At 36.4% G+C, this 16345-nt stretch carries 15 protein-coding genes; 13 read left to right on the top strand and 2 right to left on the bottom strand.

Going from position 1 to position 16345, the window contains the following annotated elements:
• Nucleotides 1-34 precede the first annotated feature (34 nt).
• Nucleotides 35-1270: a peptidase T gene (gene pepT / locus BUB91_RS03340; RefSeq protein WP_073097194.1), complete on the top strand. Its 1236-nt coding sequence runs from the start codon at nt 35-37 to the stop codon at nt 1268-1270.
• Nucleotides 1271-1300: 30 nt separating this feature from the next.
• Here pepT and BUB91_RS03335 read toward each other — a convergent pair whose 3' ends face one another.
• Nucleotides 1301-2299: a TlpA family protein disulfide reductase gene (locus tag BUB91_RS03335; RefSeq protein WP_164917818.1), complete on the bottom strand. Its 999-nt coding sequence runs from the start codon at nt 2297-2299 to the stop codon at nt 1301-1303.
• Nucleotides 2300-2554: 255 nt separating this feature from the next.
• On the opposite strand from BUB91_RS03335, the gene BUB91_RS03330 reads away from it, so the two are divergent.
• Complete coding sequence (locus BUB91_RS03330; RefSeq protein ID WP_073096979.1) at nt 2555-3016, top strand: FKBP-type peptidyl-prolyl cis-trans isomerase; 462 nt, start codon at nt 2555-2557, stop codon at nt 3014-3016.
• 83 nt (nt 3017-3099) lie between these two features.
• On the opposite strand, the gene rocD is transcribed toward BUB91_RS03330, so the two are convergent.
• Nucleotides 3100-4380 carry an ornithine--oxo-acid transaminase gene (rocD, locus tag BUB91_RS03325; protein ID WP_073096973.1) on the bottom strand — a complete coding sequence of 427 codons (1281 nt, stop codon included), beginning with the start codon at nt 4378-4380 and terminating at the stop codon, nt 3100-3102.
• A 333-nt stretch (nt 4381-4713) separates the two neighbouring features.
• Between rocD and rlmD the strand changes: the two genes are divergently transcribed.
• From rlmD to BUB91_RS03270, 11 genes are all read left to right on the top strand, one after another.
• On the top strand, nt 4714-6126 hold the full coding sequence (gene rlmD, locus BUB91_RS03320; protein WP_073096968.1) for a 23S rRNA (uracil(1939)-C(5))-methyltransferase RlmD: 1413 nt from the start codon (nt 4714-4716) through the stop codon (nt 6124-6126).
• Nucleotides 6127-6131: 5 nt separating this feature from the next.
• The gene (locus BUB91_RS03315; RefSeq protein WP_073096966.1) at nt 6132-6629 is read left to right on the top strand and encodes a DUF6452 family protein; all 498 of its coding nucleotides are present in this window, start codon (nt 6132-6134) and stop codon (nt 6627-6629) included.
• Nucleotides 6595-7341 (top strand): DUF6048 family protein, encoded by a 747-nt coding sequence (locus tag BUB91_RS03310; protein WP_073096964.1) that lies wholly within the window; start codon nt 6595-6597, stop codon nt 7339-7341. The genes BUB91_RS03315 and BUB91_RS03310 overlap by 35 nt, the downstream gene beginning before the upstream one ends.
• 2 nt (nt 7342-7343) lie before the next feature.
• A complete protein-coding gene (locus BUB91_RS03305) occupies nt 7344-8264 on the top strand; it encodes a CPBP family glutamic-type intramembrane protease (protein WP_073096962.1) in 921 nt (306 codons plus the stop codon).
• A gap of 69 nt (nt 8265-8333) precedes the next feature.
• Entirely contained in the window at nt 8334-9137 is an 804-nt protein-coding gene (locus BUB91_RS03300; protein ID WP_073097192.1) for a TrmH family RNA methyltransferase, read from the top strand.
• An 11-nt stretch (nt 9138-9148) separates the two neighbouring features.
• Nucleotides 9149-10387: a M48 family metallopeptidase gene (locus tag BUB91_RS03295; RefSeq protein WP_073096959.1), complete on the top strand. Its 1239-nt coding sequence runs from the start codon at nt 9149-9151 to the stop codon at nt 10385-10387.
• A 101-nt stretch (nt 10388-10488) separates the two neighbouring features.
• A complete protein-coding gene (locus BUB91_RS03290) occupies nt 10489-12705 on the top strand; it encodes a RelA/SpoT family protein (protein ID WP_073096956.1) in 2217 nt (738 codons plus the stop codon).
• 24 nt (nt 12706-12729) lie between these two features.
• Nucleotides 12730-13215 (top strand): Fur family transcriptional regulator, encoded by a 486-nt coding sequence (locus tag BUB91_RS03285; protein WP_073096952.1) that lies wholly within the window; start codon nt 12730-12732, stop codon nt 13213-13215.
• Entirely contained in the window at nt 13216-14487 is a 1272-nt protein-coding gene (locus tag BUB91_RS03280; protein WP_073096948.1) for an adenylosuccinate synthase, read from the top strand.
• Nucleotides 14488-14622: 135 nt separating this feature from the next.
• A complete protein-coding gene (locus tag BUB91_RS03275) occupies nt 14623-15675 on the top strand; it encodes a zinc-binding metallopeptidase family protein (protein ID WP_073096944.1) in 1053 nt (350 codons plus the stop codon).
• Between the two features lie 50 nt (nt 15676-15725).
• Entirely contained in the window at nt 15726-16301 is a 576-nt protein-coding gene (locus BUB91_RS03270) for a class IV adenylate cyclase (protein ID WP_073096939.1), read from the top strand.
• The last annotated feature ends 44 nt before the right edge of the window (nt 16302-16345 follow it).

The raw sequence follows: 16345 nt of genomic DNA, 5'->3' as shown, positions 1-16345 counted from the left end.
AATTCAACTAAAAAAAATGAAAATAAAATATTCTATGATAGAAAAAGATGCTTTAATAAGCCGTTTTGTTAGCTATGTAACAATTGACACACAAAGTGACGAGAACAGTTCTTCTACTCCCAGTACCGAAAAGCAATGGGTTTTAGCAAGAAAGCTGCATCAGGAATTGATAGACCTCGGCCTTAGTGATGCAACAATAGACGATAATGGCTATATAATGGCAACCTTAACCGCGACAGTAGATGCAGATATACCCACTATTGGATTTATTGCGCATTATGACACAACACCAGACTTTACCGGAACTGATGTTAAACCTAAAATCATTGAAAAATATGAGGGAGGCGATATTGTTCTGAATGAAGACTTAGATATTATTCTTTCTCCTGATGACTTTGACGATCTCCTAGATTATAAAGGTCAAACTCTAATTACCACAGACGGAACAACGCTTCTGGGAGCTGATGACAAAGCGGGTATTACAGAGATTATGGAGGCTATAAAGTATTTGATTAATCATCCTGAAATTGAGCACGGCCCCATTAGAATAGGTTTTACTCCTGATGAAGAAATAGGTCGTGGGGCTCATAAATTTGATGTGGATAAATTTGGTGCAGAATGGGCGTATACGATGGACGGCAGCCAGATAGGCGAACTCGAATTTGAGAATTTCAACGCTGCCGGTGTAAAGGTTTTTGTAAAAGGAAAAAGTGTACATCCCGGTTATGCCAAGGGTAAGCTAATAAACAGCATTCATATTGCTCAAGATTTTATAAGTTCGTTACCTCGGTTAGAAACCCCAGAACACACTTCAGGGAGAGAAGGTTTTTTCCATTTAAATGGAATTCACGGCGATGTTGAAGAAACAGTATTAGAATATATTCTAAGAGATCATAACAAAGAGCATTTTGAAGCAAGAAAAGAAGTACTCAACAATCTTGCTTTAGAGATAAATAGCCAGTATGGCTTAGAACTGGTTACTCTTGAAATTAAAGATCAATACTTTAATATGCGTGAAAAAATAGAGCCGGTTATGCATATTGTAGAACTGGCTGAAAAAGCAATGCGCGCTGTAGATGTTAAACCCATAATTAAACCAATTCGAGGTGGTACAGATGGTTCACAACTATCATTTATGGGACTTCCTTGCCCCAATATTTTCGCTGGTGGTCATAATTTCCACGGAAGGTTTGAATATGTTCCTGTAGAAAGCATGATTAAGGCCTCTGAAGTTATTATCAAGATAGCAGAACTAGCAGCTAAAAAGTAAGTATTAACTCACTGAATAACTTGTAAATAGTTATTCGACAGAATTAAGAACCTCTAATAAAACTTTTTGCTTGCGTCCTTCAATAGTTCCACGTTCAGAATAAACAATTTTACCGGCACTATTTATCACAAAATAAGATGGAAAAGAGCGCAGATCGTAATTTTTATCAAAGAGTGCGTCACCTTGCAATACTTGGTATTCTATGACGTGCTCTTTTACTGCTGCCTTAGCAGAAGGTAAATCATAATCAAAATTTACTGTAACAACATTCAGTTTAGAACTAAAGTTTGATGCGATTTTTTTAACCGCAGGCATAGAAGCTGCACAATGATCGCAAGTAGAAATCCAGGCTTCTAAAAATAGTGGCTTACCTTTAAAATCATTTAAAGTAATACTACTACCTTCTAGATCTTTTAGCTCCCAGTCTTTAGCCATAGTATTGAGTAGTGGCTCAGTTTTAGCACCTACCATTGAGGTTACATAACCTTCTTTTTGGGGATGTGTAAAAACCTCATCTGTCATCCTAGAATCAAAGATGATATTCTTTAAGCTAATTGATATAAGTTTTGAAGTATTAGCAGCTATCTCATATTTAACAGGCAAACTAGTATTTACGTCCAACCACAACTTATAATTACCAAAAGTATAACAATACGTTTTCTCGCCATCTACCTTTTCTTCTTCCACAAACTGAATCTCATTCTTCTTAGAATTCAAATAACCGGTTAAATTAATCAGGTTATTATCATCGGCCATATACAACTCAAGATATTTAGGAACTGAGCGATCATTTCCAACATCAAAAATTGATATTTTCTTCTTCTTGTCTTCTACGACGGCAAGCGAGTTTAGCTTATGATAAACCCCTATATTCCCATTCATCTCTTTGTAGAAAAAAAGTCTAATGTATGGTTCATAAAGCACTTTTTTCAACTTATAAGTTGTTGTTAAAGTTCTTTCTGCTTTTGTAGTAGCTACAGCATAACTTAGAGTCTGCCAATTATTTAACGTATCTAAAGCTTTAGCCAATGTTTCTTCTGGGGATTTTACCTGAACATCAGAGCACGAGAATAACGTAAAAGCAGTAAGGAAAACAAGAAAAAAAGATTTCATAAAACGAACAATAAATTACATTTTAACTTTCGTCAGATTGAAGCGCAAAAATAAACCCTTTAGTTTGCGAACAGACCATTTTCACTTGATGATTTCACTTGAGCGATCGATTTTATTTGCCGAAAATAACATTAACACCTAGATTCGCAATTTCAAAAAAAAAACTAATTTATGAAAACACTATTATCCATAGGTCTTTGCCTTTTATTTTTTATCTCTTGTTCTGATGATGACAATAGCGAATCTGAAGCCGAAGCTTTTACTCGAAATCAAAAAGAGTTAGAAGCATATATTGAAGCTAATGATCTGGATGTTGAAAAATCTAACTCTGGTTTATACTATATAATTACAACCGAAGGAGAAGGCGCTACACCTACCACTAGTTCTGATGTAACCGTAACGTATAAAGGTTATTTTCTAGACGGTACTGTATTTGACCAGTCCAGCAACGAAATTAAGTTCAACTTAGGGCAAGTAATACCCGGTTTCAGAGAAGGTATTTCTTATATGAAAGAAGGCGGATCTGCTACTCTATTAATGCCGGCAAGATTAGCTTATGGTTCAAGAGGAAGTGGATCAATCCCTCCCAACACAGCTATCGCATTTGATATAGAACTTATCGCAACTGAATAAGCAACACAGTTCTTAAAAAATAAAAGGAGCGGCTGTTTGGTTTGTCGCTCCTTTTATTTTTTGAATTTATTTTATCTTAAAAACTACTTCTCAAATCTCTGAAGTGTTTTGGTGATGATTTCAACACATTCTAGCAATTGTTCCTCATTCATTACCAATGGCGGAGCAAAACGAATTATATTTCCGTGAGTAGGTTTTGCAAGTAGTCCGTTTTCTTTAAGTGCTACACAAATATCCCAGGCTGTACTGCTATCTTCAGAATCATTAATCACAATAGCATTGAGCAATCCGCGACCTCTTACTAAGTTTACAATAGCACTTCCGGCAATATATTCATTTAGTTTAGCTCTAAATAAATTTCCTAATACGCGAGCATTTTGTGCAAGTTTTTCATCTTTTACAACATCTAAGGCAGCCATCGCCACAGCTCCCGCAACAGGGTTTCCCCCAAAGGTAGAACCGTGTTGACCTGGCTTGATCACATTCATAATAGCATCATCTGCAAGTACAGCAGAAACAGGATATGCTCCTCCAGATAAAGCCTTTCCTAAAATTAAAATATCTGGTCTTGTGTAAGTCTCCTGACGTTCACAATGTCCCTTACAAGTACAATTTCCGCAGACAGCTAACAAGGCTCCCGTACGAGCAATACCCGTCTGAATTTCATCAGCTATAAACAATACATTATGTTCTTCACATAAAGCTTTTGACTTTTTAATAAAATCATCAGCCGGAGTATAAACTCCTGCTTCACCTTGAATAGGCTCTACTAAAAAACCTGCGACGTTATTGTTTTCAATCAATGCGCGTTCTAATGCTTTGGTATCGTCATAAGGAATTTTAATAAATCCCGGTGTGTACGGTCCAAAGTTTTTACGGGCATCTTCATCGTTAGAAAACGAAATAATCGTTGTAGTTCTTCCATGGAAATTATTTTCACAAACAATTATTTGCGCATCGTGCTCTGCCACTCCTTTTTTCTCATACGCCCATTTACGTGCAATTTTTATCGCTGTTTCTACAGCTTCTGCACCCGTATTCATCGGCAAAAGCTTATCAAACTTAAAATAGTCTGTTGCATACTCCTCATAACGTCCCAGCATATCATTGTGAAATGCACGAGAGGTAAGCGTTAATACTTCGGCTTGTTTAGTCATTGCGCCCACAATTGCAGGATGACAATGACCTTGGTTTACTGCTGAATATGCAGATAAAAAGTCATAATACTTTTTATCTTCAACATCCCATACGTATACACCTTCACCGCGTTTTAAAACCACAGGAAGTGGGTGGTAATTGTGTGCACCGTGTTTGTCCTCAAGAGCGATTGCTTCTTGTGAAGTGAGTTGTTTTACAGTAGTCATTTTGTAATTTTTTAAGGTAATCTTTATACGATTCCTACTTAAGATGCTTTGATAATTCAGTTCTATACAGTTCCGTTGTAAAGTTTTAAACAAATGTATCAGCCTGAATTTTAAATCTTTTGAAGCAGATTTATAACATCCTCAACAGGAGAGAAATCATCCCGATCAAGTGCTTGCAAAATACTAAAATTAGAGGACAACTGCATTAAATTCAATATCATCAGCTCTATTCAAAATGACTTTAAATAAAGAAGCTTCCTCTTAAAATTAAACTCGGTAATACTTATACCTACTCCGTTGAAATAATCGTCTTATTTATTCTATTTTTGCGGCGTGTCAAGAAGAAAGAAAACAAGAAAAGTTTTTACTGATGTGCAGGTTATTGATGCCGGCGCAAAAGGAAAAGCTATAGCAAAAGCCCCTGATGGACGTGTTATTTTTATCAATAATGCGGTACCGGGTGATGTCGTAGATGTACAAACTCAAAAACAACGCAAAGCGTATTATGAAGGTACAGCGATAAAGATTAATGAATATTCTCCAAAACGTACCGAACCGGAATGCCAGCATTTTGGAACATGCGGCGGTTGTAAATGGCAAAATATGCATTATGATTATCAACTGGAATATAAGCAACGTGAAGTTGTAAATAACCTGCAACGTCTCGGCAAAATAGAGCTTCCAGAAATCACTCCTATTAGCGGCAGTAAAGAGATTTACTTTTACCGCAATAAAATGGAATTTTCGTTTAGTGATAGCAAATGGCTTACACTAAAGCAAATTCAAAGTGATAAAATCATTGAAGATCGAAATGCTTTAGGCTTTCATATTCCGGGGATGTGGGATAAGATTTTAGACATTGATAAATGTTGGTTACAGCGGGATCCAAGTAACGCGATACGTAACGGCGTTAAAGATTTTGCTACCGCAAATAATATTCCCTTTTTCAATACGCGCAATCAGGAGGGCTTACTACGTACCTTGATGATACGCACGAGTAGTATCGGTGAATTGATGGTGTTGATTCAGTTTTTTAAAGAAGATAAGCAACAACGCGAGTTGGTCTTAAACTATTTAAAGGAAACATTCCCTGAGATAACTTCGCTTCTTTATGTTATTAATGAAAAAGGTAACGATACGATTTATGATCAGGAGGTTATTTGCTATTCCGGAAGAGATCATATTTTTGAAGAGATGGAAGGTCTTCAATTTAAGATCAACGCGAAGTCTTTTTATCAGACCAATTCTGAGCAAGCTTACGAATTGTATAAAATCACCCGTGATTTTGCAGGCTTAACCGGTGCTGAAACCGTTTTTGACCTCTACACCGGCACAGGAACTATCGCTCAATTTGTAGCTAAAGAAGCTAAAAAAGTTATTGGCGTTGAAGCCATACCTGATGCGATTACTGCTGCTAAAGCTAATGCGCAATTAAACGGAATAGAAAACGTTGAGTTTTATGTGGGCGATATGAAAAATGTGTTTAACGATGCATTTATAGCTCAACACGGGCAACCTGATGTTATTATTACAGATCCTCCACGCGATGGAATGCATAAAGATGTTGTTGCTCAACTGGCTAAGATAAAAGCAGATCGTATTGTTTATGTGAGTTGCAACAGCGCGACACAAGCGAGAGATCTGGCGATGCTAGATGAATTATATAAAGTAGAGCGTATACAACCTGTAGATATGTTTCCACAGACACATCACGTAGAGAATGTTGTTTTATTAAAATTAAGATAACCCAGATGCTAAAAAACTGGATTTTATTAATGTTTGCTGTATTATTAATTTCGCTTTCTTGTGAGCGAGATGACATTTGTGCTGCAAGCACACCTACAACACCAGCACTTACTATTGGTTTTCTAAGTAATGAAAATATCAATGAAAATAAACCAATGAACATCACGGTATATAAACCTGATTATTCAGACAGCTTAGTATTCTCAAATGCATCTTCAATACAAGTACCATTGCGTACAGACACTACCGCAACAGTTTTGGTTTTCACAAAAAACCCTAACAATTTAGTTGCTACAGAAGATCCGGATAACTCAGACACCTTGACTTTTATCTATACTACACAAGAAGAATTTATAAGTTCAGCTTGTGGGTATCGCGTGATATTTACCAATCTTAGCATCCTGAATAATCCGGGTTCAGACGGGCGCTGGATTGATGATATAAATTTTACTACCAGAACTATCTCAGATGAAGACACCACACAGGTTTCTATTAGTCACTAGTTTTGCAATGTTGAGTTTTCTCAACATTCAGGCACAGGAAGAAGACCGTGGCATCGAGGTTGAAGAACCTTTAGAAGAAGTGGTCAGTGATACGAGTGCCCAAAAACCTAAAATTGATAAATATGGTTTACGAGTGGGTATAGATTTTAGTAAACCTCTACGCAGTGTTCTTGATGATACTTATCAAGGTTTTGCCATTGTAGGTGATTTTAGAATTAAAGACCGTTATTATCTGGCAGCTGAGATAGGTTCGGAATCTAAAGAGTTTGATGATGCTAATTATTTCTCAAAAACTCAAGGAAGCTATATAAAGGCTGGTTTCAACTATAATGCGTATAACAACTGGATAGGAATGTCTAACCTTATTTATGTAGGCTTACATGCTGGTTTTTCTACTTTCAATCAAGATTTAGATCGCTATACAATTTACACTACAAATCCCTTTTTTGAGCCAGATGTAAGAACCGTTTCTCGTAATTACACAAACCTCAATTTGACGTGGCTAGAGCTACAAATGGGTATACAGGTTGAACTTTTTAATAATCTGTACATGGGTCTCAATGTGCAATTGAAGCGCATGATTACCCAAAAAGAACCTGATGACTTTACTAATTTGTATGCACCGGGCTATAATAAAGTGACTTTTGACAATGTCTACGGTGCAGGCTACAGTTACACGATATCTTATTTGATTCCTTTATTTAAGAAGTAATTATGGGATTTCGCGTTTGCGTAAACAGCATTAATAACTTCATAAAAAAACCAGACGATATCCCATTTTCCATATCGACTTGGGAAAAGTTTAAATACCTCATTTCTGGTGTTATCTATGATTTTATTATAGCATTCATTTTTGTTATTCTGATCTCGATTTTAGAGCCCTTAATGACACCTTATGAAAATGTACTCAATAGCAAGTTGTACTCGTTCTGGATGTCGATTTTATTAATTACCATTCTTCCCCCACTTCTTGAAGAATTCATCTTTAGATTTCCTTTAAAATACGAACGCAACTATATCTTTCGATTTATAGCATATCTTTTTAAAACCGATTTTTCTGGTTTTTGGAAAAAACACCTACGTGTTATTGTTTACCTTTTTTCAGCAACTTTTGGCTTTATACACTTGAGCAATTACAACAATGTTGATGTCGTTTTCTTTATGCTGGCTCCAATTATCGTAGGAGCACAACTTTTCGCTGGAATTATTTTTAGCTTTTTTAGATTAAAATTGGGATTTGTCTGGGCGCTTTTTGGACATTTCAGTCATAATTTCATTTTGATAATGATGTCTTTTTTATTCTTCCATAATGTAGAACAAAACCTTGTTGATGATGATAACGTTAAGATTGAAGCTACCGGGATCGCCTTCAAAGTAGATAAGCAAGAGCGTTTAAACATAGACTCTCTTCAAGATGGAAACATTCTATGTCTGGACGCTCAAAATTACAGTCTACAAAAATTGATTGATGAACTTTACCTCGCAGATACTTTAAAGATTAGAGATAATGATCAACTTAACCTTAAACTTTTCAGTAAAAAAGAAGAGGGATATTCTAAAAATCAGTTGCTTGAAGTTTTAAAAGAGCATTATACCTTTAAAAAGGTAACTGATTCTATTTCAAAAAATGAATAAGACTGGCTCACTTTAGTATCTTTAGCCGATAACATAAATTACATCGCCGCAGGGCTATTTACCGCAATGATTAAAGAAATTAGCAGCACGCAAAACCCTACTATAAAAAGCCTTGCAGCTTTACAAGATAAAGCGCGCGAGCGCCGCAAAAGCGGTGAATTTCTTATTGAAGGTGTGCGGGAAATCAATCTCGCCCTGCAAGCCGGTTTTCAACTGACACGTATTCTATTTTGCGATGCTATAGCTAATGCTGAAGAATTGCAACTGCTTCAGTCTAAACTAGATGAAAACATAACGCAAATTGCAGTTACTGAAGAAGTTTACAAAAAAATAGCTTACCGCTCCACTACAGAAGGAATTGTTGTTTCCGCGAAAGCGAAACAAAATCAATTGAATGATTTACAATTACCCGAGAATCCACTAATTCTTGTTGCTGAAGCTCCTGAAAAACCAGGAAATATAGGAGCATTATTACGTACCGCAGACGCCGCCGGAGTTGACGCTTTTATCTTAGCAAATCCGCTTACAGATCTTTACAATCCAAACATCATACGCTCTAGCGTAGGTGGTGTTTTTACTACGCAAATTGCTACAGGCACAACCGAAGAAGTCCTTACTTATTTAAAAGCAAAGAATATTGCTATTTACGCGGCTGTCTTACAAGAAGCCATTTCTTACGAAAAACAGGACTTTATAAGCCCTACAGCAATCGTCGTAGGCACAGAAGCAGACGGACTTTCAGAAGAATGGCGTAAAGAATCAACACAAAATATCATCATCCCGATGCAAGGCAAAATAGATTCTATGAATGTTTCTGTTGCCGCATCAATCTTGATTTTTGAAGCCCGTAGACAGCGCGGTTTTAAAAAATAAAATACCTTACTATGACCCCAACACTTGTTTTTTATATCATTATAGGCTTTATCACAATCAGCTTTGTGATTGATCAAATTCTAGATACTTTAAACACCAAGCATTTTGACGATGCTATTCCACAGGAATTGGCTGACGTCTATGATGAAGAAACCTATCGCAAATCGCAAGCCTATAAAAAATCGAATGCAAAATTTTCAATGTTAACTTCGAGTTTTATGCTTGTGATCACGTTACTCTTTTTCTTTGCTGATGGTTTTGCTTATGTAGATGATCTAGCGCGATCGGTGAGCTCTAACGAGATCATTGTAGGCCTTATTTTCTTCGGAATTATTATGCTGGGATCTGACATCCTCACAACGCCATTTAGTTATTACAAGACCTTTGTTATTGAAGAACGCTTCGGTTTTAATAAGTCAACTCCTGCCCTCTTTTTTATGGATAAGCTCAAAGGTTGGTTGATGACTATTCTTGTGGGCGGTGGCTTGCTCGCTTTGGTCATTTGGTTTTATCAAGTGAGCGGAAATTCTTTTTGGCTCTATGCATGGATTGTTTTTGCTGTTTTTGCGGTTGTAATGAATATGTTTTACGCAAAACTCATCGTGCCGCTTTTCAACAAACAACAACCGCTGGAAGAAGGTTCGCTGCGTGAAAAAATTGAGAAGTATGCTGCTACTGTAGGTTTTAAACTGAATAATATTTTTGTTATTGACGGTTCTAAACGCAGTACAAAAGCCAATGCTTACTTTTCAGGTTTTGGATCCGAAAAAAGAATCACGCTTTACGATACGCTAATCAACGATCTGGAAGAAGAAGAAATCGTTGCTGTTTTAGCGCACGAAGTAGGTCATTATCAAAAGAATCATATCATTATCAATTTAGTAACTTCTATTTTACTTACTGGTTTTACGCTTTGGTTATTAGGCATTTTTATAAGTATGCCCATATTTTCTGAAGCATTAGGCGTAACCCAGCCCAGTTTTCATATCGGCTTAATAGCCTTTGGAATTTTATACACGCCTATTTCTGGAATTACAGGATTTTTAATGAGTTTGCTATCGAGAAAATTTGAATATCAAGCTGACAATTACGCAAAAGACACGTATTCCGGTGAACCACTTATACGTTCGCTTAAAAAACTCTCTCGCAACAGCTTGAGTAATTTAACTCCGCATCCACTGTATGTAAAATTGCATTACTCACACCCTACCTTATTGCAGCGCTACCGCAATCTAAAACAGCTTCGCTAATATTTAAACTGATTTTAAAACTTTACATTTTTCAAAATCTATTTCTGAATAGAAGCGCTAATTCCATTTGCTTTTTTAGGATATAGTTGTACATTTAAATTATGACTCCGGTTGATATAGAAAAAGAAAATAAAGAGCTTACCAGGCGCTACAAAGAATTATTGCGCATAAGTTACCGCACGCTTTCTGATGATGATAAAAAAATGATCAGAAAAGCATTTGAGGTGGCTGTAGACGCGCATAAAGATCAGCGTCGTAAGTCTGGGGAAGCTTATGTATTTCATCCTCTTGCTGTTGCGCGTATTGTTGCCAGTGAGATAGGTATGGATGCGACTTCTATTGCTGCTGCTCTTTTACACGATGTAGTTGAAGACACATCCTATACGCTTGAAGATTTAGAAGAGTTATTTGGACCTACCGTAGCACGTATTGTTGACGGACTTACCAAAATTTCAAACCTAAAGAAGCATCGTGATGTTTCGTTACAAGCAGAGAACTTTAGAAAAATGCTACTTACCATAAACGATGACGTTAGGGTAATTATCATTAAGATTGCAGACCGTTTGCACAATATGCAAACGATGGATTCTATGCGACCTGACAAACAGGTAAAAATCGCCAGTGAAACACTGTATATCTACGCGCCTCTTGCGCACCGTATAGGTCTTTATAACATTAAAACAGAACTTGAAGATCTTGGACAAAAGTACACAGAACCCGAAGTGTTTAAAGACATTTCGCGGAAGATGAAAGATACTAAAGAACAACAGGATCAATATATTGAAGAGTTTACCCAAGCTGTGGAGCAGTCTTTAGATAAGGAGATTCTAGATTATGAGATAAAAGGCAGACCAAAATCTATTTACAGTATACGCCGGAAAATGCTCAAGCAGAATATTCCGTTTGACGAGGTGTATGACAAGTTTGCAATTAGAATTATTTACAAGGCAGCGCCTGAAAGCGAAAAGTTTTTAGCGTGGAAAATTTACTCTATAGTAACAGATCATTTTAGACCAAATCCCACGCGACTGCGTGACTGGATCTCTTCACCGAAATCTACAGGATACGAAGCCTTGCACATTACCGTAATGGGGCTTAAAGGACGCTGGGTTGAAGTACAAATTCGTTCTGACCGAATGAACGAAATTGCCGAAAAAGGTTATGCTGCTCATTATAAATACAAACAAGGTACATCAAACGAAACCGATGAAGATCAAACTTTAGATCAGTGGTTAAACCGCTTACAGGAAGCATTAGAAAATAACGAAACGAATGCTGTAGATTTTGTTGAGCAGTTTAAATTGAATCTGTACAACAAAGAGATTTTTGTGTTTACCCCGCAAGGGGAATTAAAGTCTCTGCCTAAAGCGGCGACGCCTTTAGATTTTGCGTTTAGTATTCATACCGAAGTAGGTATGCACACCCGCGGAGCACGTGTAAACGGTAAACTAGTTCCACTGAGTCACGAACTTAAAAGTGGTGATCAGGTAGAAATTATTACCTCAGAACATGCAAAACCGAATAACAACTGGTTAGATTATGCTACAACAGCACGTGCGCGCTCTAAGATTAAATCTTCTTTAAAAGACGAGAAGAAAACTATTGCAGAAGACGGTAAAGTAATTCTTACTAGAAAATTGCGTTCTCAAAAGATCAGTCTTGATGAGAATGTAATTAATGAGATGGTTATCTATTTTAAATTAAAAACCAGTCTTGATTTGTTCTATCGTGTTGGAATAGGCTCGATAGACAATAAAATGATAAAAGAATATGCTACATCCCGCAGTAATGCTTTTGTTAGTTTCTTTAAAAATAAAATACGTAAAACTCCGGTAGCTGAGCATGTTAACAAAGATGAGATTACCGAAAAGTATGATCTTTTGGTGTTTGGTAAAGATGAGCAAAAACTAGACTATACCTTAGCTCAGTGCTGTAACCCTATTCCTGGAGATAAAGTTTTTGGATTTACTACAGTCTCAGAAGGCATTAAAGTACACAAACAAAACTGCCCCAATTCAATCTCATTACAAAGCAATTATGCATACAGAATTATTCCTGCAAAATGGATAGATTCATCTGCACAAGAATTTAAAGCAGACCTAGAATTAACCGGAATCGATACCCTTGGGCTGGTAAATAACGTTACCCGTGAAATTTCAGAACACATGCATGTAAATATGCGTAATCTAAATTTCACAACTAACGACGGCGTTTTTAAAGGAAACATTACCGTCATTGTTCAAAACAAAGAGCATTTACGCAGGCTTATAGAAAACTTAAAAAAAATAAACGGTATCGATAAAGTCATACGCCTGTAAATACGTAACTTTGCACCCTCTATTATGGTACCTAAAGCAACAATAAATAAAGATCAAGAAGTCGTAAAGAACGTCTTCACTAAGTTTTTAGAAGAAAACGGTCATCGTAAAACTCCCGAGCGCTATGCGATTTTACAGGAGATTTATAATTACAAAGACCACTTTGATATAGAAACTTTATACATCAGTATGAAGAATAAAAAATATCGAGTGAGTAGAGCTACGCTTTACAATACGATAGAACTTCTACTGGCGTGTGGACTTGTGCGCAAACATCAGTTTGGGCAAAATCAGTCTCAATACGAGAAATCCTATTTTGACAAACAGCACGATCACGTTATTTTAACTGATACCGGTGAGGTTATAGAATTTTGCGATCCACGTATTCAATCTATCAAGAAGACCATCGAAGAGGTTTTCGATATAGAGATCAACAAACACTCCCTTTATTTTTACGGTACCCGCAAAGAGAATTCAACAGAAAACACAACCGAAGACAATAACTCATAAATGGCAGTAGATTTACTTCTAGGTCTCCAATGGGGAGACGAGGGTAAGGGCAAAATCGTAGATGTTCTTACAAAAGACTATGATATTATAGCCCGCTTTCAAGGCGGACCTAACGCAGGTCACACACTTGAATTTGATGGCATCAAACATGTATTACACACAATTCCTTCAGGTATTTTTCACGAAAACGCGATCAACTTAGTTGGTAACGGTGTTGTGATTGACCCGGTTATTTTTAAGAAGGAATTAGACAATCTTGCTCAGTTTAAACTAAACATCAAAGAAAAATTACTTATTTCTCGTAAAGCGCATTTAATTCTACCTACACACCGTCTCCTTGATGCAGCTTCTGAAGCTTCAAAAGGTAAGGCTAAAATTGGTTCTACTCTAAAAGGAATCGGTCCTACATATATGGATAAAACCGGTCGTAACGGAATTCGTGTAGGGGATCTTGAACTTGCTGATTGGAAAGATCGTTATGCTTCGCTTAGAGATAAGCATATTGATATGATTGACTTTTATGATGCGAAAATCGAGTTTGATCTTAAAGAATTAGAATCTGAATTTTTCAAAGCTGTTGAAGTTTTAAAATCATTAACGTTTATTGATTCTGAAGAATATTTATATCAGGCACAACAAGCCGGAAAATCAATTCTAGCTGAAGGAGCTCAAGGTTCTCTTCTTGATATTGATTTTGGTACATATCCTTTTGTAACTTCTTCAAATACTACTGCTGCCGGTGCTTGTACCGGTCTGGGAGTTGCTCCTAATCAGATAGGTGATGTATTTGGTATTTTTAAAGCATATACAACTCGTGTGGGTTCTGGCCCCTTCCCTACCGAACTTTTTGACGAAGTTGGTGAAACTATGGGACGCATAGGTAACGAGTTTGGAGCTACCACTGGTAGACCACGCCGTTGCGGTTGGTTAGATCTTGTAGCTCTTAAATACGCAGTACGCGTTAACGGTGTTACACAATTGATGATGATGAAAGGTGATGTTTTGAGTGGTTTTGATACACTTAAAATCTGCACACAATACAAGTATAAAGGTGAAGTTATAGATCATTTACCCTATAATATTGAGCCTGAAAATGTAGAGCCTATTTATTCAGAAATGAAAGGATGGGAAGAAGATCTCACTAAAATGAAAGGCGATGAGCAATTACCTAAACAGCTTAACGCTTACATTGAATTTTTAGAAAAAGAATTGAATGTGCCTATTAAAATTGTTTCTGTAGGTCCAGACCGTACACAAACAATTCACAGATAGTCTCATAATTCTTATTGAAATACTTAAAACCCGAAGCATTTTGCTTCGGGTTTTTTTATGCTTTATTTCTGAAATTATTACTACACTCTTAAAGCCTTAACTCTTACATTTATAAAGCCTTAACAACAACTAACTATGAAACTCTTTCAGTGCTCTAATTGCGATAATCTGGTTTATTTTGAAAACATTTCTTGTGAAAAATGTGGTAATAACCTAGGCTATCTTTACGAAGGTGAAGAAATCATTTCGTTCCCTGCAAACAGCTTTCCGGTTGCTAATCCTGTAAATAAAGAACAAACTCTAATATATTGTACAAACCATAAACTGGATGCCTGCAATTGGTTGGTTTCTTCAGAAAGCGAAAATGAATATTGTGAAGCTTGCAGTACTAATCACATGATACCAGATTTGAGTTTCCCGGAAAACAGACTCGATTGGCAAAAAATTGAAGCAGCAAAGCGCAGGTTGTTTTACAGTTTACACAAGCTGAAACTCCCTATAAAATTCACATTTAACGACATTCCATTTAATCTAACCTTTGATTTTTTAGCTTCAGACCCCAACGAGCCAAATGCTGTAAAAACCGGTCATTATAATGGACTCATAACTTTAAATATTCAGGAAGCAAATGCTGCGCATCGAGAATATGTTAAAGAAAAACTTTCTGAACGTTATCGCACATTATTAGGACATTTCAGACACGAAGTGGGGCATTTCTATTGGGATGTTTTAATAAAAAACAATCCTAATAATTTGAGAGAATTCAGAGTACTTTTTGGTGACGATAGTGAAGATTATAGTGAAGCTTTACAAAAGCATTATAAAAATGGAGCTCCAGATAATTGGCGTGAAAATTACATCAGCAGTTATGCGACCATGCACGCTTGGGAAGACTGGGCAGAAACATGGGCGCATTACTTACATTTAATGGATATGCTAGAAACCTCTTTTAATTTTGGCCTTAGACTAGATCCTGAAATTTCAAAGGTGCCTAATCTTAGAGTCGCTTGTGATTTTGATCCCTATGATGGTGCAGATATGAGTAAGATTATTAAACACTACTTACCACTCACCTATTCTATAAACTCATTAAACCGAAGCATGGGGCATACAGACGCTTATCCTTTTATTTTATCAGAACCGGTAATTGAAAAATTAAGTTTCATTCATAAAGTTGTTCGTTTATAAAAGCAAAGCTTGCTTGTAAAGTTTAATTTTAAGCTAAAAAGTGTTTAATTATGTATGAAGTAGAACTTACGGCTCGTCTTAAAAACCACGATCAAACCCGCAAAGCTATCTTAAAATTAAGTCTGGATTCTCAATATCGCTTAGACTATGACGACCGCTATTTTGATAAGGACAATACCTTGACGGAAGAAGATCAGGAGTTTCGTTTGCGTACTAAAACCAATTTAGACTCAGGCGAAGCAAAACATTATCTAACTTTTAAAGACAAACCTTTTGAAAAAGTAACACGTTCTAAACCTGAATACGAAAGCATTGTTTTAGATCATCACAATACTGAGCAAATACTTTTACATTTGGGCTATATAAAAACAGCTCATTACACCAAGCACTGTGAAATTTTCAATTTAAATTACAACGAAGCTTCTGTTGAAATTGCACTTGTTCAATTTGATGAACTAGAAGATTCTTTTATAGAGATTGAAACTTCAACTGCTAATCATTCTGAAACTGATGCACTTTTTGAAAAACTCTATCGTTTATTAGCAGAGCTAGAACTTTCTAAAGACGACCTTACTGAAGATTTCTATATCGAAATGATAAAAGAAGCGCAATCTGCTAAAAAATAATAGCTTTCATTTTTGATTAAAGGGAATACTTTAACCGCTTCTTT

It is taken from the genome of Leeuwenhoekiella marinoflava DSM 3653 (genome assembly GCF_900129005.1).
In the GTDB taxonomy this organism is placed as follows: domain Bacteria; phylum Bacteroidota; class Bacteroidia; order Flavobacteriales; family Flavobacteriaceae; genus Leeuwenhoekiella; species Leeuwenhoekiella marinoflava.
The sequence above is the reverse complement of the archived record's forward strand: the minus strand, read 5'-3'. Positions and strand labels throughout refer to the sequence as shown.